This is a genomic window from Massilia sp. Soil_C_3 (genome assembly GCF_057657035.1).
Genome location: NZ_JBDGJG010000008.1, coordinates 122,426 through 144,060, shown reverse-complemented (window position 1 = coordinate 144,060; position 21,635 = coordinate 122,426). Strand labels below are relative to the sequence as shown.

Annotated in this window: 15 protein-coding genes; 12 read left to right on the top strand and 3 right to left on the bottom strand. The window is 67.4% G+C overall.

The features are described 5' to 3' along the window. The first annotated feature begins 164 nt into the window (after positions 1 to 164). The 9 genes from AC3A6F_RS17800 to AC3A6F_RS17760 all read left to right on the top strand — a co-directional run bounded on the left by AC3A6F_RS17800 (position 165) and on the right by AC3A6F_RS17760 (position 14,358). Entirely contained in the window at positions 165 to 725 is a 561-nt protein-coding gene (locus AC3A6F_RS17800; RefSeq protein ID WP_487683031.1) for an ATP-dependent Clp protease proteolytic subunit, read from the top strand. A 123-nt stretch (positions 726 to 848) separates the two neighbouring features. Next, entirely contained in the window at positions 849 to 3,098 is a 2,250-nt protein-coding gene (locus AC3A6F_RS17795) for a DUF1631 family protein (RefSeq protein WP_487683030.1), read from the top strand. Positions 3,099 to 3,133: 35 nt separating this feature from the next. After that, positions 3,134 to 6,643, top strand: coding sequence for a chromosome segregation protein SMC (gene smc, locus AC3A6F_RS17790; protein ID WP_487683029.1), 3,510 nt, complete (start codon positions 3,134 to 3,136; stop codon positions 6,641 to 6,643). A gap of 42 nt (positions 6,644 to 6,685) precedes the next feature. Next, positions 6,686 to 8,524, top strand: coding sequence for a sensor histidine kinase (locus tag AC3A6F_RS17785; RefSeq protein WP_487683028.1), 1,839 nt, complete (start codon positions 6,686 to 6,688; stop codon positions 8,522 to 8,524). A 185-nt stretch (positions 8,525 to 8,709) separates the two neighbouring features. Beyond that, a complete protein-coding gene (locus AC3A6F_RS17780) occupies positions 8,710 to 10,008 on the top strand; it encodes a cell division protein ZipA C-terminal FtsZ-binding domain-containing protein (protein WP_487683026.1) in 1,299 nt (432 codons plus the stop codon). Between the two features lie 57 nt (positions 10,009 to 10,065). Next, positions 10,066 to 12,381, top strand: coding sequence for an NAD-dependent DNA ligase LigA (gene ligA / locus AC3A6F_RS17775; RefSeq protein WP_487683024.1), 2,316 nt, complete (start codon positions 10,066 to 10,068; stop codon positions 12,379 to 12,381). Between the two features lie 47 nt (positions 12,382 to 12,428). Next, positions 12,429 to 13,322 carry a UTP--glucose-1-phosphate uridylyltransferase GalU gene (galU, locus tag AC3A6F_RS17770; RefSeq protein ID WP_487683022.1) on the top strand — a complete coding sequence of 298 codons (894 nt, stop codon included), beginning with the start codon at positions 12,429 to 12,431 and terminating at the stop codon, positions 13,320 to 13,322. After that, positions 13,319 to 13,855 (top strand): peptide deformylase, encoded by a 537-nt coding sequence (def, locus tag AC3A6F_RS17765; RefSeq protein WP_487683020.1) that lies wholly within the window; start codon positions 13,319 to 13,321, stop codon positions 13,853 to 13,855. The genes galU and def overlap by 4 nt, the downstream gene beginning before the upstream one ends. Then, a complete protein-coding gene (locus AC3A6F_RS17760; protein ID WP_487683018.1) occupies positions 13,852 to 14,358 on the top strand; it encodes a hypothetical protein in 507 nt (168 codons plus the stop codon). The genes def and AC3A6F_RS17760 overlap by 4 nt, the downstream gene beginning before the upstream one ends. Before the next feature lie 120 nt (positions 14,359 to 14,478). On the opposite strand, the gene AC3A6F_RS17755 is transcribed toward AC3A6F_RS17760, so the two are convergent. Both AC3A6F_RS17755 and AC3A6F_RS17750 read right to left on the bottom strand, forming a co-directional pair. Beyond that, positions 14,479 to 15,126: a hypothetical protein gene (locus tag AC3A6F_RS17755; RefSeq protein WP_487683017.1), complete on the bottom strand. Its 648-nt coding sequence runs from the start codon at positions 15,124 to 15,126 to the stop codon at positions 14,479 to 14,481. A 3-nt stretch (positions 15,127 to 15,129) separates the two neighbouring features. Then, positions 15,130 to 16,929 carry a DUF885 domain-containing protein gene (locus tag AC3A6F_RS17750; RefSeq protein ID WP_487683015.1) on the bottom strand — a complete coding sequence of 600 codons (1,800 nt, stop codon included), beginning with the start codon at positions 16,927 to 16,929 and terminating at the stop codon, positions 15,130 to 15,132. A 271-nt stretch (positions 16,930 to 17,200) separates the two neighbouring features. Here AC3A6F_RS17750 and AC3A6F_RS17745 point away from each other — a divergent pair, with 271 nt between their 5' ends. From AC3A6F_RS17745 to AC3A6F_RS17735, 3 genes are read left to right on the top strand one after another with little or no spacing between them, the layout of a single operon-like run. Beyond that, entirely contained in the window at positions 17,201 to 17,584 is a 384-nt protein-coding gene (locus tag AC3A6F_RS17745) for a hypothetical protein (protein ID WP_487683013.1), read from the top strand. Then, complete coding sequence (locus AC3A6F_RS17740) at positions 17,584 to 19,050, top strand: ATPase domain-containing protein (protein WP_487683011.1); 1,467 nt, start codon at positions 17,584 to 17,586, stop codon at positions 19,048 to 19,050. The genes AC3A6F_RS17745 and AC3A6F_RS17740 overlap by 1 nt, the downstream gene beginning before the upstream one ends. Positions 19,051 to 19,059: 9 nt before the next feature. Further along, entirely contained in the window at positions 19,060 to 20,355 is a 1,296-nt protein-coding gene (locus AC3A6F_RS17735; RefSeq protein ID WP_487683009.1) for a hybrid sensor histidine kinase/response regulator, read from the top strand. A 47-nt stretch (positions 20,356 to 20,402) separates the two neighbouring features. On the opposite strand, the gene AC3A6F_RS17730 is transcribed toward AC3A6F_RS17735, so the two are convergent. Next, entirely contained in the window at positions 20,403 to 21,596 is a 1,194-nt protein-coding gene (locus tag AC3A6F_RS17730; RefSeq protein WP_487683007.1) for a pyridoxal phosphate-dependent aminotransferase, read from the bottom strand. Positions 21,597 to 21,635: the final 39 nt, after the last annotated feature.

The following is a 21,635-nucleotide window of genomic DNA, read 5'->3' as shown; positions in this document are numbered from 1 at the left end:
ACAACTTTGAGGAATTGCCCAATAAGTCTACTCTGACCCTCATTGTGGAGTTTCACTGCGGAATTGCTGGAAAGAATTGCTGCGCACTATTGGGGCAGGGCATTCGGGGTGTTTGTCGTGATTTGCTACACTTGTTCCACTTACTTTGTAGGCGGGAAAAGACTATGAACGAAGAAAAAGCGTTGCAGGAGAAAGAGGGTTGGTACACGCTGTCGGGCGACGTCAACAGCGATATGGTGCACCGGATGTTCGAGGCGGTGGCGGCGATGACCGAGGACGGGATCGATACCGCCCACGTGCTGCTGCAGTCGAATGGCGGCTATGTCAGCGACGGCTTGTGCCTGTATAACTTCATGGCCAGCTCACCGATCAAGTTTGTGATGTATAACGCCGGGGCGGTGGCCTCGATCGCGGTGGTGCTCTACCTGGCCGGCTCGCGCCGCTACGCCAGCGAGACCGCGCGCTTCATGATCCACAAGTCGCATGCGACCGCTTCGCCCGGTTCGCGGCCGGATGCGCTCAACATCATCGTCGAAGGCCTGCGCGCCGACGATGCGCGCACCGAGGCCATCCTGCGCAAGGAAATCGAACTCGCGCCCGAGCAGTGGAGCGTGCACCAGTACGGCGACCTGCACATGACGGCGCGCGATGCCAAGCAGGCGAAGATGATCCACGAGGTGCTGGACTTCGCGCCGCCGAAAGGCGCCGTCCTGCGCAATATCTGAACCAGGATCGTCCGCCGGCCGTCGCGCCGGCGACCGGCGGCGCCCCCGTCCGGATGTGTTTGGTCATTGCTGAGAGGTAAGAATATGGCAGAATAGGGGCTTGCCTCACTTTGCCGAACCGTCATGGCCACCCCATCCGCCCAGACCTCTGCCGCGCGCAAGGCCGCATCCGCCCAGCAGGCGACGCTGGCCGAGCTGGTCGACATCGCGTGCAGCCATGCCGAGTCCGGCCTGGCGGACATGGCGCGGCGCATGGTGTCCGCGCTGCTCGACCTGACCGCAGCCGGGCTCGACCCCGCTACCGTCATGCGGCGCGTCAAGTCGGGCAACCTCCTCAAGGACAACGGTTACGCATTCACGCACCTGGCGACGAGCGAGATCGAAGCAGCGCTGCGCCGGGAAGTCGCGCGCCTGCTGCCGCACGCTGCCGATGCGCCGGCCGCTGCCCCAGCCATCGCGGCCGAACTGAGCCTGGTCCCGCTGGAACAGATCGACCAGCAGATGGCGCTGGGCGCCGTCAGCCGGCCGTTCGACCTGCAGCATTCCGAGGGCCTGGCCACGCTGGGCGTGCGCCTCGGCCTGCTGCTCGGACGCGACCTGGTGCGGGCCGCGCACAATCCCTTCCGCCCCGACGTCTTCCTGGCCGCCGTGGACGCGGCCTGGCGCCAGTTCGAACCCGATCCCGACGCCCACGGCCTGGTGGCGCCGCTGCTGCGGCCGGGGGTGATGTTCGACCTGGGGCCGCTGTACGAGGCCCTGGTCGGGAAGCTCAAGTCGCGCAAGGGCGACAATGCCGATACCCGCTTCAGCAAGACCGACGACCGCGCATCGCGCCAGGCCGAACGCGCCCGGCGCGACGCCGCGCTGGCCCAGCAACTGCGCCAGCTGTTCGACCCGGCCCTGGCTGTCGACGAGATCCCGAACCTGCCGCAGGGCAGCGGCGGCTGGCGTCCGAGCACGGCATCCGGCTTCGCGGTGGCGCCGCTGGCGTCGCCCGAGCCTGCGGCAGGCGCCACCGCGGGCCCAGCCGCCCATCCAACCACGGTTTACGCGTCGGGTGGCGCCGGCAGCGCCGCATCGCCGGCGCCATCCGCACAGCCCCTGATCGATCTACTGGCCCGCGCCGGCGCCGCAGCCCCGGACGCCGCCCCCGGCGTCCTGGTCCTGCCCGGCCTGCGCGCCAGCCTGCCGCAGGGCGCCCTGTCGCGCGCCGACGAAACCACGCTCGACCTGCTGTCGCGCGTGTTCGGCAGCGTGCTGCAGGACGACGGCGTCGCCCCCGAGACGCGCGAACTGATCGGCCACCTGCAGTTGCCGGTCTTGCGCAGCGCGCTGCGCGACCGCAGCTTCTTCTTCCAGGAAGCCCACCCGGCGCGACGCCTGCTCGACCTGCTGTCGCAGGCCGGCTGGGAACGCCCGCTGGACGCGGACGACCCGGTCTACCGCGCCATGCGCCGCAGCGTCGAGCGCGTGCGCGGCCAGGTCGATCCCGAGTTCGATGCGGCAGTCGCCGACCTCGAAGCCGGCCTGGCCGCGCGCGACCACATCGAAGAGGCGGCCATGGCGGCGCCCATCGCCCAGGCCATGCGCAGCGAAAAGCGCGCCGCTGCCGAACGCTCGGCCCGGCGCGCGGTGGCGCTGCGCATGGCGGGAGAACAGCTGATCCCCGCCGTCTCGGGCTTTCTCGAAGGCCGCTGGAGCGCCGCGCTGGCGCTGGCCTACACGATCGAGGACAGCCGCCCCGGCGCCGTCGACAATGCCACGCGCACGATGGAAGACCTGATCTGGAGCGTCAAGCCGAAGGCGACCCAGGAGCAGAGGAAGGCCCTGATCGCCCGCCTGCCGGCGCTGCTGGCAAGCCTGAACAACTGGCTCGACGCCACCCGCTGGCAGGATGCCGAGCGCCTGCAGTTCTTCGCCGCCCTGGCCGAATGTCACGCCTCGATCGTGCGCGCGCCGATCGAATTGCTGCCCGAGCGCCAGCTCGAACTGGCGCTCGAGGCGGCCCAGCAGGACGCGCTGCGCCGGGTGGCGCAGGAGCAGGAAGAAGAGCGCGAGCAGGCCCGACTCCAGGCCGAGCAAGCGCAGGCCGCGGCAAGCGATCCGGCCGCTGCCCTGCTTGCCAGCCTGGAGCGCGGAATGCGCCTCGAGCTGAGCGAGGCGCACATCGTGCGCCGGGTGCGCCTGGCCTGGGTCAGCCCGCTGCGCACGCTGTACATCTTCTCGGGCGCCGGACGCCAGGAAGCGTTTTCGCTGCCGGCCGCGCGCCTGGCCGAGCTGCTGCGCGAGGGTGCAATGCGCGTGGTGGCGGCCGAGGGCGTGGTCGGCCGCATCCTGAGCGCGGCGGTCAAGCCTGTGCCGGCAATGGTATGATGCGCGCTTTACCTCTACCGTCCTAGCCGATCCACGTGCGCCTCTCTTCCATCAAATTGTCGGGATTTAAGTCGTTCGTCGATCCCACCAATTTCCAGGTTCCAGGTCAGCTGGTCGGCGTGGTCGGTCCCAACGGCTGCGGCAAATCCAATATCATCGACGCGGTGCGCTGGGTGCTGGGCGAGTCGAAAGCCTCCGAGCTGCGTGGCGAGTCGATGCAGGACGTGATCTTCAACGGCTCCACCCACCGCAAGAGCGCCGGCCGCGCCTCGGTCGAACTGGTGTTCGACAACAGCGCCGGCAAAGCCGCCGGCCAGTGGGGCCAGTACGCCGAGATCGCGGTCAAGCGCACGCTCACGCGCGACGGCACGTCCACCTATTACATCAACGGCCAGCCGGTGCGCCGGCGCGACATCCAGGACATCTTCCTCGGCACCGGACTCGGTCCGCGCGCCTACGCCATCATCGGCCAGGGCATGATCGCGAGGATCATCGAATCGCGCCCGGAAGAACTGCGGGTCTTCCTCGAAGAAGCGGCCGGCGTCTCGAAGTACAAGGAACGGCGCCGCGAGACCGAGAACCGCCTGTCGGACACGCGCGAGAACCTGCTGCGGGTCGAGGACATCCTGCGCGAGCTGAATGCCAACCTCGAAAAGCTGGAAGCCCAGGCGGCGGTAGCCAACCGCTTCCACCAGCTGCAGGCCGACCAGGAAGAAAAGCAGAAGCTGCTCTGGCTGATGCGCAAGAACGAGGCCAAGGCCGAACAAGTCAAATTCTTCCGCGAGATGGAAGAAGCGCAGACCGCGCTGGAAGCACAGACCGCCAAGCTGCGCAGCGTCGAAGTCGACCTCGAACACCTGCGCCAGGCCCACTTCGCGGCCGGCGACCGCCTGCACACGGCGCAGGGCGCCCTGTACGGGATCAATTCCGAGATCGGCAGCCTGGAGGCGCAGATCAAGTTCGTGGTCGAGTCGCGCACCCGCCTGCAGAACCAGATCGTCACGCTCACCGCGCAGCGCGATCAATGGCTGGCGCAGGAACAGGAGCAGCGCGAAGGCCAGGAAGAAGCCGAAATGCAGCTGGAAGAACTGGCCGCACGAGCGGAAGGCGCCCAGATCGCGGTCGAGGTCCACCACGAGCGCCTGCCCGAGCTGGAAGCGGCCTGGCGCGCCGGCCAGGAAAGCGCGACCGCCTCGCGCGCGCGCATCATGCAGGTCCAGCAGCGAATCGAGCTGGCCTCGGCCCACGGCCGCAATGCCGCCGGCATCCTGAACAACCTGGCGGCGCGCCGCCAACGCCTGCAGCAGGAGAGGAATGGCCTCAACCTGCCCGACAGCGCGACCCTCGACAACCTGCGCCTGCAGCTGGAAGAAAAGCAGCAGGCGCTGGAAGAACAGACCATGCTGCTCGACGAGGCGACCGGCCGCCAGGAGGCGGTCGAGCTCGAACGCAAGGAGGCGCACGCGCAGGTACAGTCGGAAACCGCCGCCAACGCCCAGCTGGAAGCGCGCCTGAATGCGCTGCGCCAGATGCAGGAGCGCGTGCAGACCCAGGGCAAGGTCCAGCCCTGGCTCGAGAAGCACGAGCTGGCCGTCTTGCCGCGCCTGTGGCAGAAGCTGGACGTGGACCCAGGCTGGGAGACTGCGCTCGAAGCCGTGCTGCGCGAGCGTTCCGGCGCGCTGGAGGTATCGAATATCGACTGGGCCAAGGCCTTCGTGCTTGACGCCCCACCGGCCCGCCTGGCGCTGTATTCGCCGCAGGCAGGCGGCCACGCGGCGGCGCCTGACGGGCTGAAGCCGTTCTCCAGCCTGCTGCGCGTGAACGACGCCGGCGTGCGCGGCGTGCTCGAAGACTGGCTGCACGGCGTCTACATAGCTGTCGACGCGGCCCAAGCGTTCGCCGACCGCGCGCGCCTGCCGCAGGGCGCCGCCTTCGTCACGCGCGAGGGTCACATGGTGACCCGTTCCAGCGTGCGCTTCCACGCGCCGGACGCCGAGCAGGACGGCATGCTGGCGCGCCAGCACGAGATCGAGAACATCGGCAAGCAGCTCCGCGCCCAGGCCTTGCTGGCCGAAGAAGCGCGTGCGCGCGCGGTCCGCGCCGACGCCGCCGTCAGCGACCTGGCGCGCCGGCTGCAGGATGCGCGCGGCCGCGTGGCCACCTTGCAGCGCGAGGGCCATGCGCTGCAGATCGAGGTGCTCAAGCAGAGCGAGATCGAGGCCCGCTTCAACCAGCGCAGCGGCCAGATCGCGGACGACCTGTCCGAGATCGCGGCCCAGGAAGCCGAGCAGCGCCAGGCCCAGCTTGAAGCGGAGCAGGAATTCGAGCAGCTCGACCTGGAACTGGCCGAGCTGCAGGAGGCGCACGAAGACGGCCAGACCGCTTTCCTCGAACAGGAGCAGGCGCTGGGCCGTGCGCGCGACCACCTGCGCGAGCTGGAACGCAGCGCGCAAGAGGCGCAGTTCGCCGAACGCACCCAGCGCAGCCGGATCGAGGAATTGCGCCGCACGATGGCGACCGCCGCCACCCAGGCCGAACAGGTCGGCGCCAGCCTGGCCCAGGCGCGCCTGGAGCTCGAGGCGCTCGAGAGCGGCACCGCGCACGAGGGCTTGCAAGAGCTGCTCGACCGCCGCACGAAGCAGGAAGTGGCGCTGTCCGACGCCCGCCACGAGCTGGACCAGGTCGCCCGGCAGTTGCGCGCGGCGGAAGAAGCACGCATGGGGTCCGAGCGCAGCCTGCAGCCGCAGCGCGACCGCATCACAGAGATGCAACTGAAGGAACAGGCCGCGCGCCTGAACCAGGAGCAGTTTGCCGAAGCGCTGGCCGCCACCGGCGCCGACGAGGCGGCGCTGGCGGAAAAACTCGACCCCGAGCTCAAGCCCCAGTACCTGCAGGCCGAAGTCACCCGGCTGACGAATGCCATCAGCGGCCTGGGCGCCGTCAACCTGGCGGCGGTCGACGAGCTGGCGCAGGCCACCGAACGCAAGCGCTTCCTGGATTCGCAGAACGCCGACCTGAACGAGGCCATCAACACGCTCGAAGACGCGATCGGCCGCATCGACCGCGAGACCCGCGACCTGCTGCAGGACACTTTCGACCGCGTGAACGGCCACTTCTCGGAACTGTTCCCGATCCTGTTCGGCGGCGGCAATGCCAGGCTGGTGATGACGGGCGACGAGATCCTGGACGCCGGCGTCCAGGTCATGGCCCAGCCGCCGGGCAAGAAGAACGCCACCATCCACCTGCTGTCGGGCGGCGAGAAGGCGCTGACCGCGACCGCCCTCGTGTTCTCGATGTTCCGCCTGAACCCGGCGCCATTCTGCCTGCTGGACGAGGTCGACGCGCCGCTGGACGACGCCAATACCGAGCGCTTCTGCCGCATGGTCAAGCGCATGTCCGAGCACACCCAGTTCCTGTTCATCTCGCATAACAAGATCGCGATGGAGATGGCCAGCCAGCTGATCGGGGTGACGATGCAGGAACAGGGCGTCTCGCGCATCGTCGCGGTGGACATGGAGTCCGCCGCCGACCTGGCTGCCGCCTGAGCGGGACCGGCCCCCCCCCGGGCCGCCGCACGAATGATTGCAATGACCGACCATTCCATACCACCGCAGTCCGTCCCCATCCCATCCGCAGTGGAGCAGGGCTTGCGGCTGATCGGGGCGTCGCCGGCGCCGATGTTCATCGTGCGCCGTGACGGCGACGGCGACGGCGACGGCGAGGTCGGCATGGCCGCAGCCAATCCGGCCTTCGCGGCGCTGCTGCAAGGCGCTCCGACCGCATCGATCGAGACCTGGACGCCGCTCGCATCACTGCTTCCCGGCGCCGGCGAGCTGGTCGCCCGCATCCTCGACGGCAGCCTGGCCCAGGCCCGCACCGAGGTGGAGCTGCCCACGCGCGTCCAGCTGGCCCTGTCGCCCGTGCGCGAACCCGATGGCTTCATCGTCGGTGTGCTGGGCGTGGCCGCGCCGCTGCCGCCGCAGGTCGACCAGACCGCCCGTGAACTCGACCGCCTGGTCGAACTCAGTCCGGTCGGCGTGGTGCGCTACACCCTCGACGGCGATATCCTCGACTGCAACAATGCGTTTCTCGCCATGCTGGGGCTGGACCGTGACGACCTGCGCGCCGGCCTGTCCTGGCGCGCGCTGACGCCGCCCGAGTGGCGCGAGGCCGACGACGCCGGCCTCGCGCGCCTGCGTGCGCACGACGTGATGCCGCTGATCGAGAAGGAGTTCCTGCACCGCAACGGCCGCCGCATCCCGGTGCTGGTGGGCGCCGGCAACCTGCTGGCCGACCGCCGCCAGGGCTTCGGGGTGGTGATCGACATCTCGGCCACGCGCGCGGCCGAGCGCGCGCTGGCCGAGAGCGAGGCGCGCTTTCGCGCGATCACGAACGCGATGCCGCAGATGGTCTGGTCAACCCAGCCAGACGGCTTCCACGATTACTACAATGACCAGTGGTATGGCTTTACCGGCGTCCCGCCTGGATCGACCGACGGTGAGGGCTGGAACGATATGTTCCATCCGGACGACCAGGAGGCCGCCTGGGCCAAGTGGCGTCATTCGCTGGCCACCGGCGAGCCCTACGAGATCGAATACCGGCTGCGCCACTACAGCGGCACTTACCGCTGGGTGCTCGGCCGCGCCTTGCCCGTGCGCGATGCGCAAGGCGCCATACAGCGCTGGATGGGCACCTGCACCGACATCCATGAGCACAAGCTGACCGAAGATGCGCTGCGCGAGGCCGACCAGCGCAAGGACGAATTCCTCGCCATGCTGGGCCACGAGCTGCGCAATCCGCTGGCGCCGATCCGCAGCGCGGCGGCGCTGCTGCCGCTGGCGAAGGCCGATCCGGCCCGGGTCGAGCACATCGGCCGGGTGATCGCGCGCCAATCCACCCACATGACCGGCCTGATCGACGACCTGCTGGACGTGTCGCGCGTGACGCGCGGCCTGATCGCGCTGGGCCAGGAAGACGTGGCGGTGCGCCTGCTGGTCGACGAGGCCATCGAACAGGCGCGCCCGCTGGTCGAGGCGCGCACGCATGCGCTGTCGGTCGTCGACGAAGCCGCCGGCGTCCAGGTGCACGGCGACCGCAAGCGGCTGGTCCAGGTGCTGGCCAATCTGCTGTCGAATGCCGCCAAGTACACGCCGCCCGGCGGGCGCATCGTCGTCACGCTGGCGCGCGCCGGCAATATGGTGGAGATCGCGGTGAGCGACAACGGCATCGGCATGGCGCCCGAGCTGGTCGACAGCGTGTTCGAGCTGTTCCGACAGGGGCAGCGTACGCCCGACCGCGCGCAGGGCGGCCTGGGCATCGGACTGGCGCTGGTGAAGAAGCTGGTGCACCTGCACGGCGGCCGGGTCCGGGCGTCGAGCCCGGGGGAGGGGCTGGGCAGCGAGGTCGTGGTCGCCTTGCCGGCCTGAGGGCGGCCGGGACTTAAATAGGGGTTGCTCCGCCAATTCATGGCATCCGGGCGGGGGAGTTGGTATGATGGCACGAGTTTTCGTGGGGAGCGCCCGCACGGATGGCATTTCGATCGAATCAACCTTCGCGCACAACAACAGGACCCGGCGTCCGGCGCGAACTTCGCTATTGAGGCACACGCAGCATGACTGATTTCCAAATGAGCCTGATCGCAGCCGGCGGCGTCTTCGTCGTCGGCGTCATCACCTACAACAAGTGGCAGGAATACAAGGCCCGGAAGAGCGTCGAACGCGCCTTCGCCTCCGACCACGACGACGTCCTGATGCGCGATGGCGAACAGGCCCCGGCCGTGGACCGCCACGAGCCGGTGCTTGAGGCCGACCTCAAGGCCGGCCTCGAAGACAATGCGCCGGTGGCCGCCAGGGAACCCGTGCTCGACGCCGACGCCTTCGTGCCGGCCGACGTCAAACCCGAGCCGCAGCTGGACACGCCGGCGCCGGCGCCGTCGCCGGAAGCACAGCCTGCGGCCACGCCAGCGCCGGTGGCCCCAGCCGCGCCGGTCGCACCGACCGCCAGCGCTCCCGCCACGACCTACCGCGCCCCCGGCGCCAGCGCCGCCCAGGATGCGGTGGCCGCCTCGCTGCCCGGCACCCGTCCCGGCATGCCGCCGGCCGAACTGGCCGAATGCCTGGTCGATCCGCTGATCGACTGCCTGATTCCGCTGTCGCTCGAGACCCCAGTGCGTGGCGACAAGATCCTGCCGACCCTGCTGACGCTGCGCCGCGTCGGCAACAAGCCGATCCACTACATCGGCTTCGCCGTCAGCGGCGAATGGGAGCCGATCGTGCATGGCGGCGTGTACACCAAGCTGCAGGCGGGCGTGCAGATGGCCACCCGCACCACGGCGCTGAACGAACTCGAATACTCCGAGCTGGTCACGCGCCTGCGCGCGGTGGCCGACGAGATCGGGGCCGAACCGGAAGTGCCGGACATGATCGAAGTGATGGCCGAGGCGCGCATCCTGCACCGCTTCGTGGCCGGCCACGACGCCCAGCTGGGCGTGAACCTGGCCGCGAACGGCGCGCCGTGGGCGATGTCGACCTTGATCGGCGCCCTCGAGAACGCCGGCTTCGACGTGCGTCCGGACGGCCGCTTCGCGATGCCCGACAAGGAAAGCACGGGCGGCGGCGTGCTGTTCACGCTGTCGACCAATGTCACCCTGGGCGCCGACACCACCTCGCGCCTGACCCTGCTGCTGGACGTGCCGTGCGTGGCCCCCGCGCGCAACGCCTTCGGCCGCATGGTCGATACGGCGCGCGGACTGACGCAGCGCCTGGACGCGACCATCGTCGACGATTTCGACCAGCCGCTGGTGGATGAGGCGCTGGACGAGATCAAGGGCCAGGTGGGTGAGTTCTACCAGGAGATGGACGCGGCCGACATCCCGGCCGGCTCGACCCGCGCGCTGCGCCTGTTCAGCTGAGGAAGCCCGGTGACCGAGCAAGAGCAACAGAATGACCGCCAGCGCAGCATTGAACGAATGCGGTGGCTGGTCGCGGAACTGAACCGCGCCAGCTACAACTACCATGTGCTGGACGCGCCGACGATTCCCGACGCCGAGTACGACAAGCTGTACCACGAGCTGCTGGCGCTGGAGACCAAGCACCCGGAGGGCGTCGACCCCGACTCGCCGACCCGGCGCGTGGGCGACGCCCCGATTCCCGAGTTCGGCCAGGTCACCCATGCGGTGCCGATGCTTTCGCTGAACAACGGCTTTACCGACGACGACATCGACAATTTCGACCGCAAGGCGCGCGAAGGCCTCGAAGTGCGCCAGGTGCTCTACAACGCCGAACTCAAATTCGATGGCCTGGCCATCAGCCTGCGCTACGAAGAGGGACGCCTGGTGCAGGCGGCGACCCGCGGCGACGGCTACACCGGCGAGGACGTCACCGCCAATATCCGCACCGTGCGCGTGATCCCGATGCGTCTGCACGGTAGCGAGGTGCCGGCCGTGCTCGAGGTGCGCGGCGAAGTGCTGATGTTCAAGCGCGACTTCGAGGCCCTGAACGAGCGCCAGCGCGCCGGCGGCCAGAAGGAATTCGCCAATCCGCGCAATGCCGCGGCAGGCAGCCTGCGCCAGCTCGACGCGCGCATCACCAATGAACGCCGGCTGCGCTTCTTCGCCTATGGCGTGGGCCAGGTGGACGGCGCCGACCTGCCCGACACCCATTCGGGCCTCCTTGACTGGTTCGAGGCGCTCGGCCTGCCGGTGGCGAAGGAACGCAAGGTGGTCGCGGGCCGTGACGGCCTGCTCGAGTTCTACCGCGACGTCGGCGAACGCCGCAAGTCGCTGCCCTACGAGATCGACGGCGTGGTGTACAAGGTCGACCGCATCGACGACCAGCGCGCCCTGGGCTTCGTCTCGCGCGCGCCGCGTTTCGCATTGGCCCATAAATTCCCGGCCGAGGAAGCGCTGACCACGGTCCAGGCGATCGAGGTGCAGGTCGGCCGCACCGGCGCCATCACGCCGGTGGCGCGCCTGGTGCCGGTCTCGGTCGGCGGCGTCACCGTCACCAATGCCACCCTGCACAACGAGGACGAGGTACGGCGCAAGGACGTGCGCGTGGGCGACACCGTGATCGTGCGCCGCGCCGGCGACGTCATCCCCGAGGTGCTGGCGGTGGTGCTGGAGCGCCGCCCGAGCCCGGAACCGGCCATCTATGAATTGCCGAAGCAGTGCCCGGTATGCGGCTCGCACGTGGTGCGCGAAGCCGACGAAGCGATCGCGCGCTGCTCCGGCGGCCTGACCTGCGCGGCTCAGCGCAAGGAAGCGATCCGCCACTTCGCCGGCCGCCGCATGATGGACATCGAGGGCCTGGGCGATCGCTATATCGACAGCCTGGTCGAGGCGAACCTGGTCACGCGCGTGGCCGACCTGTATAGCCTGAGCCTTGACGACTTGCTCAAGATGAAGCGCCTGGCCGACGAGCGCGACGGCACCACACCCGAGACCGTAAAACAGGGCAAGGTCGCGACCAAATGGGCCGACAACCTGCTGGCCGCGATCGCCGCCAGCCGCCAGCCGCCGCTCGAACGGCTGCTGTTCGCACTCGGCATCCGCCACGTGGGCGAGTCGACCGCCAAGACGCTGGCCGACTGGCTCGGCAGCCTGGCCCTGGTGCGGCGCGCGCCGGCCGCACTGCTGCGCGTGCTGCCCGATATCGGCGGCACGGTGGCCGAGTCGATCGCCGAATTCTTCTCCGAAGAAAAGAACCAGATCGCCCTGAACGCCTTGCTGGACGCCGGCGTGGCGCCGAAGGGCGAGCATGCGCCGAAAGCGCAGTTGCGCGAAAAGCTCGACGAGATCAAGCTGCTGGCCGCGCTCGACATCCCGAAACTGACCGAGCCGCGCGCGCGCCAGGTGGTAGGCGCCGGTCAGACGCTGGAAGACATCGGCGTGCGCACCGACTTCGGCATCTTCGGCCTGCCGGCGACGGTCGCGGCGTCGCTCGAGGAATGGATGGCGGTGCGCGAGAACCGGGAACGGGTGCAGTCGCTGGCGGCCCTGCGCCGCTCGCTGCTGGACTCCCTGCCCGAAGCCGCCGCAGCCGCCGAGCCCGAGGGACCGCTGGCCGGCAAGACCTTCGTCCTGACCGGCACCTTGCCGACCATGAGCCGCGACGCGGCCGGCGCGCTGATCGAGCAGGCCGGCGGCAAGATATCGGGCTCGGTCTCGAAGAAGACTTCCTATGTGGTGGCCGGCGCGGAAGCGGGCAGCAAGCTGGCCAAGGCCGAAGAGCTGGGCGTGGCGATCCTGGACGAGGCGGCGCTGCTGGCGCTGCTGGGACAGTGACAGGCGCAGTCATAGAAGTGCAATAACAACCATCCATACTGGACCACATGAACCTGATCCGCAAAGCCGTATTCCCCGTCGCCGGCCTGGGCAGCCGCTTCCTGCCGGCGACCAAGGCGCAGCCGAAAGAGATGCTGCCGATCGTCGACAAGCCGCTGATCCAGTACGCGGTCGAAGAGGCGGTGGCCGCCGGCGTGACTGAACTGATCTTCATCACGGGCCGCAACAAGCGCGCCATCGAAGACCATTTCGACAAGGCCTACGAGCTCGAATCCGAGCTCGAGGCGGCCGGCAAGCAGGCCCTGCTCGAGACCGTGCGCGGCGTGATCCCGAAGAACGTCAACTGCATCTATATCCGCCAGTCGTCGCCCCTGGGCCTGGGCCATGCGGTGCTGTGCGCGCGTCCGGTGGTGGGCAACGAGCCCTTCGCCGTGCTGCTGGCGGACGATTTCATGGACACCGCCGACGGCCAGAAGCCGGTGCTGGCCCAGATGGTCGACGTCTACGGCTATGAACGCAGCAGCATCCTGGCGGTGCAGGACGTGCCGCGCGAGCATACCCGCCAGTACGGCATCGTCAGCGCCTCGGCCTATCGCCAGGACCTGGAGCTGGTGTCCGGCATCGTCGAAAAGCCCCAGCCCGCGGACGCCCCGTCGACCCTGGCCGTGGTCGGCCGCTACGTGCTGTCGCCATCGATCTTCGGCTACCTGGAAAACATCGGCAAGGGCGCCGGCGGCGAGATCCAGCTCACCGACGGCATCGCGGCCCTGATGCGCGACGAGCGCGTGCTGGCCTACCGCTACGCCGGCGAGCGCTACGACTGCGGCTCCAAGCTGGGCTATCTGCAGGCCACCGCCGCCATCGGCCTGAAGCACCCGGAAACGGCCGAGGCTTTTCGCGCCTCGCTGGCGGGCCTGCTGGAAGGACGGGGCCTGGTATGACGGTGCGCGACATCCTGAAAATGGGCGATCCGCGCCTGCTGCGGGTGGCGCAGCCGGTTACGGAATTCGATACACCCGAGCTGCATGCGCTGATCGCCGACATGTTCGAGACCATGCATGCCGCCAACGGCGCCGGCCTGGCCGCGCCGCAGATCGGCGTCGACCGGCAGCTGGTGATCTTCGGCTTCGGCAGCAACCAGCGCTATCCCGACGCGCCGCCGGTGCCCGAGACCGTCTTGATCAATCCCGTGCTCACGCCCTTGTCCGACGAGATGGAAGAGGGCGTCGAAGGCTGCCTGTCGGTACCGGGCCTGCGCGGCAGCGTGCCGCGCCATACGCGCCTGCATTACGAAGGCGTCGACCAGTTCGGCAAGCGCATCGTGGTTGATGCCGAAGGTTTCCATGCGCGCGTGGTGCAGCATGAAGTGGATCACCTGCTCGGCATCCTGTACCCGATGCGGATCCGCGATTTTTCCCGCTTCGGTTTCACCGAAGTGATGTTCCCCCACCTTGATCCCGGAGCCGACGATTGAGCCGCGCGCTGTTTTCCCCATTCTTACCCCTGGCCGCTGTCTGCGCTTGCCTGGCCGCGCCGGCGGCATCCGCCGCTGACTTCTTCACCAGGATCGATCCGTCGCCGACCAGCGAGCTGTGGATCGACACCGGCTTCTATACTGCGCACTTTGACGGCGACAAGGACCTGAACGACAACAACAAGGGCCTGGCGTTCGAGTACCGCTTCAAGGGCACGATGACGGCCACCGCCGGCCGCTTCTACAACAGCGACCGCGCCTGGTCGAACTACGCGGGCGTGATCTGGCAGCCGTATGCGGTGGGTCCGGTGCGCGTGGGCCTGGCGCTGGCCGCCTTCGACGGCTATCCGAAGACGCGCGACGGCGGCTGGTTCCCGGGTGCGATCCCGACCCTGACCTATGAATACAAGCGGGTCGGCGTGAACGTCGGGATCATCCCCAACTACAAGGACCGCCTGTATGGCGGTATTTCGTTTCAGCTGAAGTTCAAGCTGTTTGACTAACCTTGACTCAACGAAACTCGGCAGCGGAGGGAGATCGAGATAGCTGCGCAAGCTGAGTATCTAGCAACGGCGCTGGAATCACGTAATTAGGGCCGAGGCATTAGGTGCTCGGCCCTATTTTTATCGCATACCAGCAGTCTTTCGGAGCTTTTCGAACCCTGTCGTACCGGATAAAGGTCGAAGTAGGGATAAAAAGTGAGATAACTGATTTTGGGGAAGGCTCGGTTCGAACAAGAATGTCTCGGCGTTTGCTCTCGCTATGATCAGATTGCGTTTCTGCTCAAGGTCGATCGGATTTTCGGCCCATAGATCCAAAAGTGTTTGTTGAATATACTCCGACTTTGAGACTATTGCCGAATACTGATTCTCTTCAAACCGATTCTTGGCAGCGACAACCTCCGACCAAGCATGAAAAAAGTGGTCAAAAATCCGAAACTCATCTGTGGTCAAAGATGTGATGAAGTGCTGTTTCAACTTCGGCCAGTTGTTTTCGATTACGCTAAACTTCGACCAAGCACTATAGTTGGCGCCGCCATGGACTCCAGCTAATGCTTCTTCAGCATTTCTCACATCAAGAATGATAATCTTTGCCGCACTTTTTAGTCGATTAATTTGCTCGAGTTCATAGACTAGATAAGCGAGATAGCCAACGACTGCTGCTGTCCCACTTGTCAAATAGTCGCCTTCGAAGTCGAGATGATAAAGTATCGAAAATATGCCAGCGCAGGCTATGGCGTACGCCAGAGAAACGACTAGTAGCTTTCGCATAAATTAGCCTTCTTTCGGATACGGGCTCGGCCCGCCATCCGCAATGAACTGATCGATCCGCTGCTGCAGCACCGGCAGCGGCACCGAGCCCACGTGCAGCACGGTGTCGTGGAAGTTGCGGATGTCGAACTTCGATCCGAGCGCCTTCTCGGCCCGGGCGCGCGCTTCCTGGATCGCCATCTGGCCCAGGTAGTACGACAACGCCTGGCCCGGCCACGAGATGTAGCGGTCGACTTCGGTCTCCACCTCGTGCTTCGACAGCGCGGTGTTCTGCAGCAGGTAGTTCTGCGCCTGCTCGCGGGTCCAGCCCTTGGCGTGCACACCGGTGTCGACCACCAGGCGCGAGGCGCGCCAGGCCTGGTAGCTGAGCATGCCGAAGACCTCGTACGGGGTCTCGTAGATATCCATCTCGGTGCCCAGCCGCTCGGTGTACAGCGCCCAGCCTTCGCCATAGGCCGAGATATAGGCGCGGCGGAACGGCGGCACGCCTTTCTGTTCCTGCGCCAGAGGGATCTGGAAGGCGTGGCCCGGCGCCGACTCGTGCAGGGTCAGGGCCGGCAGGCTGTAGAGAGGTCGGGCCGGCAGGTTATACGTGTTCACCCAATAGGTGCCCGGGCCGCCGCGGCCCGCGGTCCAGAACGGCGCCTGGTCGTCCGGCACCGGCACGATCGCGAAGCGGCGGCGCGGCAGGTGGCCGAAGAACTGGTCGGCCTTGGCGTCGAACTTCTTGGAGGTCCAGGCCGCGCTCTTAAGCAGCTCCTGCGGCGTCTTCGCATAGAACTGCGGATCGGTGCGCAGGAAATGCAGGAAGGCCTGCAGGTCGCCCTTGAAGCCGACCTGCTTCATCACGTCGTGCATCTCGGCGCGGATCTTCGCCATCTCGGCCAGGCCGACCGCGTGGATCTGGTCGGCCGTCATGGCCGTCGTGGTGAATTCCACGATCTTCGACTGGTAGTATGCTTTCCCGCCCGGCATGTCCTGGGCCGCCAGCGTGGTGCGCGCCTTCGGCACGTACTCGTCGCGGAAGTAGGCCAGCGCCTTGGCGTAGGCCGGCTGTATCTTGTCCCGGATGAGGGCCACGGCCTGCGCGCGCAGCGCTTCCTGCTCGGCGACCGGCATCGTGGCCGGCATCTGCCTGAACGGGTTGTAGAACACGACGTCCTGCGGCGTCTTGGCCCCGGTCACCGAGGTCAGGGTGCCTTCGCGGCCGGCCAGGGTGACCTTCGGCGGGGTGAAGCCGCGCGCCAGGCCGGCGCGCATATTGTCCAGCTCCTGGTCGAAGTAGCCGGGCAGGCCCTCGAGCAGTGCCAGGTAGTTGCGGTACTCGTCGGCGCTCTTGAGCGAGCGGCGCGCCGCATAAGCAACGTCGGACCAGAACGCGGTGTCGGCGTTGACCGGCTGCTCGTATTCGCGAAAGCGCTGGGCGTCATGCAGGGAGGCGATCTGGGCGCGGTAGACGGCGAAGTTGATGCGTTCTGCGGGCGAGAGCGCGCCTGGTGCGATCGCATCGAGTTCCTTGAGGATGCCGGCCCAGTAGACGCGGCGCGCTTCCTGCGCCGCGGCGTCGACCCGCGCGTATCCCGGGCTCGCGTTGGGTGCGTTCTCGTCGCGCGCCAGGCGCTCGGCGATGCGCCACTTCCACTCCTTGGTATAGATGTCCTTGAAGCGCGCGTCGGCCGCGGCCGCGGTTGTATTCGCATCGGCCGCGGGTGCGCTCGTTGCGGCCATGGCCGTCGGCGCGAATGCCAGACCCATCACGACGGCGGCCATCGAGACGGTGGCGCCCAGCTTGCTTATTTTCATTGATCCCCTGCTTGATAAAGAGCATTATTGCTCGGCGATACACATCTTAGCGGGGAAACAGCCACATGCCTACCGCATGTTTTGTATCGTAAATACTTGTGCTGGAAGCATGGTGCGCTGCAACTTTAATCGCCGGATCGCCAGGGAATGGACGGAAGCCAAGATATAATGTTCATCAACCTATCGCCGCGCGAGCGCACGACGAATCCGCGCGAGAGTGTGCATGGACCTTTCATGAAGACAACGGCAGCAATTGTTATTCAACCTAGACATGATGACGAGTAAGGGCGGCCCCGGGCGTTCTGAAGAGCATATCCAGCTCATCCAGTCCTGGCGGCGCCTGGCCGACCAGTTGGGCCCGCTCATCGGGGACAGCGGCTTTTGCGCGCTGTATGGACGGGCCTGCCGTCTGGTCGGGCCTGAATTCAAATGGCTGGCCGAGGCGCCGCCATGCAAGACCCGCGACTCCCAAATCACCGCGCTGGACGAGCTGCTCGCCAGCGTGGCACCCGACCACGCACAAGCCGCGCACGCGGCACTGCTCAAGACGTTTACCGAGCTGCTGGCGTCGCTGATCGGCCAAGCGCTCGCGCGGCGCCTGCTCGATGCCGCGGCGCGTGACGGGGAAGAGAAGAATGCACAGGAGCACAAGTAATGAGCGATAAAGTATCCCTTGGAAAGCTGAGCACGGGCGTGCAAGGGCTCGATGTTCTCCTGGGGGGAGGGCTGAGCGAATTTTCCTTCAACCTGATCGCCGGGCCGCCTGGATCGGGCAAGACCACGCTCGCCCACCAGATCATGTTTTCGCTGGCCAGCAACGAGCGCCGCGCCCTGTTCTTCACCGTGCTGGGCGAACCGCCCCTCAAGATGCTGCGCTACCAGCAGCAGTACTCCTTCTTCGACATGGACATGGTCGGCAACTGCGTGCGCTACGTCAACCTGGCCGAAGACCTGCGCACCGGCGACTTCAGCGGCGTGCTGGCGCGCCTGATGAAAGAGGTCGAGGATTTCTCGCCGAGCCTGGTGTTCGTCGATTCCTTCCGCTCGGTGGCGCAGACGGCGCGTGCCGGCAACGAAGGCGTGGCCGACCTGCAGCACTTCATCCAGGACCTCGGCACCCGCATGACGAGCTGGCAGGCCACCACCTTCCTGATCGGCGAATACCTGCATGGCGACGCCGAGGCCAGCCCGATCATGACAGTGGCCGACGGCATGATTTCGCTGACCCCGGTCCATGATGACAACTCGGTGGTGCGCAAGATGCGCGTCGTGAAGATGCGCGGCCAGGCCCACCTTGGCGGCTCGCACACCTTCCGCATCACCGACGACGGTATCCGTGTCTACCCGCGCATCCTGCCGCCGCTGGCGGCCGACCACCACCAGGGCGCGCGCGTCGACCGCGAGACGCGACGCATCCCGACCGGCACGCCCGATCTCGATGCGCTGCTCCACGGCGGCCTGCCGCAAGGCCACTCGCTGCTGGTGTCGGGCCCCAGCGGCTGCGGCAAGACCATCCTCGGCACCCGTTTCCTGCAAGAGGGCGCGCGGCTGGGCGAGAAAGGCATCGCGGTCTCGTTCGAAAAAGGCGCCTCGCGCCTGCGCAACGCCGAGCTGGCCGAGCTGGTGGCCAACGGCGACGTGCAGATGGTCGAGAGCCGCAAGATCGACCTCACGGTCGATGAGCTGCTCGACGAGATGAACGAGGCGATCGACCGCACCGGGGCGCGCCGGGTGGTGGTCGATTCGCTGTCCGAGCTGGCCCTGTACCTGGCGCCGGAAGGCCGCAACCAGCTGCGCTCGACCGTGTTCCAGATGCTGTCCTCGCTGGCCAAGCGTGGCGTGAGCGTGCTGGTGACGATGGGCCTGGACGACGACTTCACGCAGCTCAGGTTTGGCCAGGCCGACATCGCCTATCTCACCGACGCCATCGTGCTGATGCGTTTCGGCGAGAGCGGCGGCCAGCTGCGCCGCTTCATCTCGGTGGTCAAGGTGCGCGGCAGCGCCCACAGCACCGACCTGCGCGAATTCCACGTCGGTGACGATGGCATCCATATCGAGCCGATCGCGACCGAATACGAAGGGGTGCTGCACGGCCTGCCCATCTCGCGCGGGACACCCTGAATGAATCGGATGGCGGCGACTCCAGGCATTGACGACGGCACCCTGGCGCTCCGCCTGGCGGCGCTGGAACTCGAGAACAGCCAGCTGCGCAGCGATCTCGCGGCCAGCCTTGCGCTGACGGCGAGCCTGCGCGAGGCCAACGAGCACCTGGTGCTGGCCGCTGTCGACGCCCAGACTTCGCGCGACGACGCCGAGGAAACCAATCGCCGCCAGAACGAATTCCTCGCCATGCTGGCGCACGAGCTGCGCAATCCCCTGGTGCCGATCAATGTGTCGGCCAGCCTGCTCGAGCGCTCGCCGGTGAACACGACCACCCTGGAGCGCCTGACCGGCGTGATCCAGCGCCAGGTGGGCCATATGGCGCGCCTGCTGGACGACCTGCTCGATGCCGCCCGCCTGAGCAGCGGCAAGATCACGCTCGCGATCGAGCCGCTGCGGCTGGCCGAGCTGATCGAGCATGCGGCAGAGACCATCATGCCGCGCGCGCGCGAGCGCGGCCAGGAGCTGGCGATCGCCTCGGTCGCCGATGCCCTGGTGGTCGATGGCGACCGGGTGCGCCTGACCCAGGTGTTCACCAATCTGCTCAACAATGCCTCGAAATACACCCAGGATGGCGGCCGCATCGCGGTCGCGGCCCAGGTGATCGCCGATGGCTTTGTTACGGTCACCATCGACGATAACGGTTCCGGCATGTCCATTGAGACCATCGGCCGCGCCTTCGACCTGTTCACCCAGGGGCCGCGCACGCTGGCGCGCTCGGAGGGCGGGCTCGGGGTCGGGCTGAACGTGGTGCGCAACCTGGTCACCATGCATGGCGGCAGCGTCGGCGCCGCCAGCCCGGGGCTGGGGCAGGGCAGCACCTTCACGGTGTCGCTGCCGCTGTCGAGCGCCACGGCGCCCAGCGGCGTCGCAGACAGCGCCGCGCCGGTTGCCGGCGTCAGGCGCCGGATCCTGATCGTGGAAGACAATGCCGACGCGTCCGACGTGCTGCGCATGCTGCTCGAAGTCGAAGGCCACCAGGTAGACATCGCCGGCGACGGCCACGCCGGCCTGGCGCTGGCGCTGGAAGGGCGCTTCGACGCGGTCGTGTGCGATATCGGCCTGCCGGGCCTGGACGGCCTGGAGTTGATGGCGCGCCTGCGCGCCGCGGGGGCGGACACGGGCACGCGCCCGCTGACGATCGCCCTGTCGGGCTACGGCCAGCCGCAAGACCGCGAACGCGCGCTGGCGGCTGGCTTCGACCGCTACCTGGTCAAGCCGGTGGCGCCGGCCGTGCTGATCGAGCTGCTGGCGGGCCTGACGTAGGGTCGGCGGCAAAGGCGCCGACCCTACGCCATAGCGGCCAAGACAGGTCAGGCAAACGAACGCCGCAGCCGCGCCACCGCTTCCTCGATCCGCTCGTACTTCGTCGCATACGAAAACCGCACATGGCGCTGCGGCGCCGCCACCCCGAAATCGTCACCCGGCACGATCGCCACGTGCGCGTCGTGCAACACCGCCATGCTGAACGCCGCGCTGTCGTCACGCAGCGGGTGCGCTACGCGGTCGATGTCGGCGTACACGTAGAAGGCGCCGTCCGGCATCACCGGCACCCCGAAGCCGAGTTCGCGCAGCGCCGGCACCAGGTAGTCGCGGCGGCGCTGGAACTCGCGCCGGCGCTCCTCGAAGATCGCCAGCGCCTCTGGCGCGAAGCAGGCCAGGGCCGCATGCTGGGCCACGGTCGGCGCGCAGATGAACAGGTTCTGGGCAAGCTTCTCGAAGGTCGGCACCAGGCTGTCGGGCACCACCAGCCAGCCCAGGCGCCAGCCGGTCATATTGAAATACTTGGAGAAGCTGTTCACCGTGATCACGTCGGGGTCGAGCGCGAGTGCGCTCATCGGCAGGTGGTCATAGGACAGGCCCTGGTAGATCTCGTCGACGATGGTGAAGCCGTCTCTCGCGCGCACCGCCGCCAGCATCTCGCCCAACTGGTCAGGGGTCATCGAGGTGCCGGTCGGATTCGATGGCGAGGCCACCAACACGCCGCGCGTGCGTTCGCGCCAAAGGTCGGCCACGTGGTGGGCGCCGAGCTGGTAACGGTCTTCGTGCGAGGAAGGCACCAGCACCGGCCGGCCCCCGAAGCTGGCCACGAAATGGCGGTTGCATGGATAGGACGGGTCGGGCATCAGGACTTCGTCGCCTTCGGATACCAGCGCGGCGCAGGCCAGCAGCAGGCCGGCCGAGGCGCCGGCAGTGATCACGATGCGGCGCGGGTCGATGTCCAGGCCCTGGGTCGCGGCGTAGTGGCCCGAGATCGCCGCGCGCAGTTCGTGCAGGCCCAGCGATTCGGTGTACTGGGTGACGCCGCCGCGGATCGCTTCCATCGCAGCGTTGGCCACGATGTCGGGCGCGGTGAAATCGGGCTCGCCGACGCTCATGCTGATGACGTCGTGGCCGGCGCGTTTCAGTTCGCCGGCGGCCTTGACCATCTCCATGACGCGGAACGGTTCGATCGCGTGCACGCGTTGGGCGAGCTGGAGCTGGCGGTTGGGAATGATGAGAGACATGCTGGATGGCAGGGAGTGGAAGTCCCTGCCATCTTACTG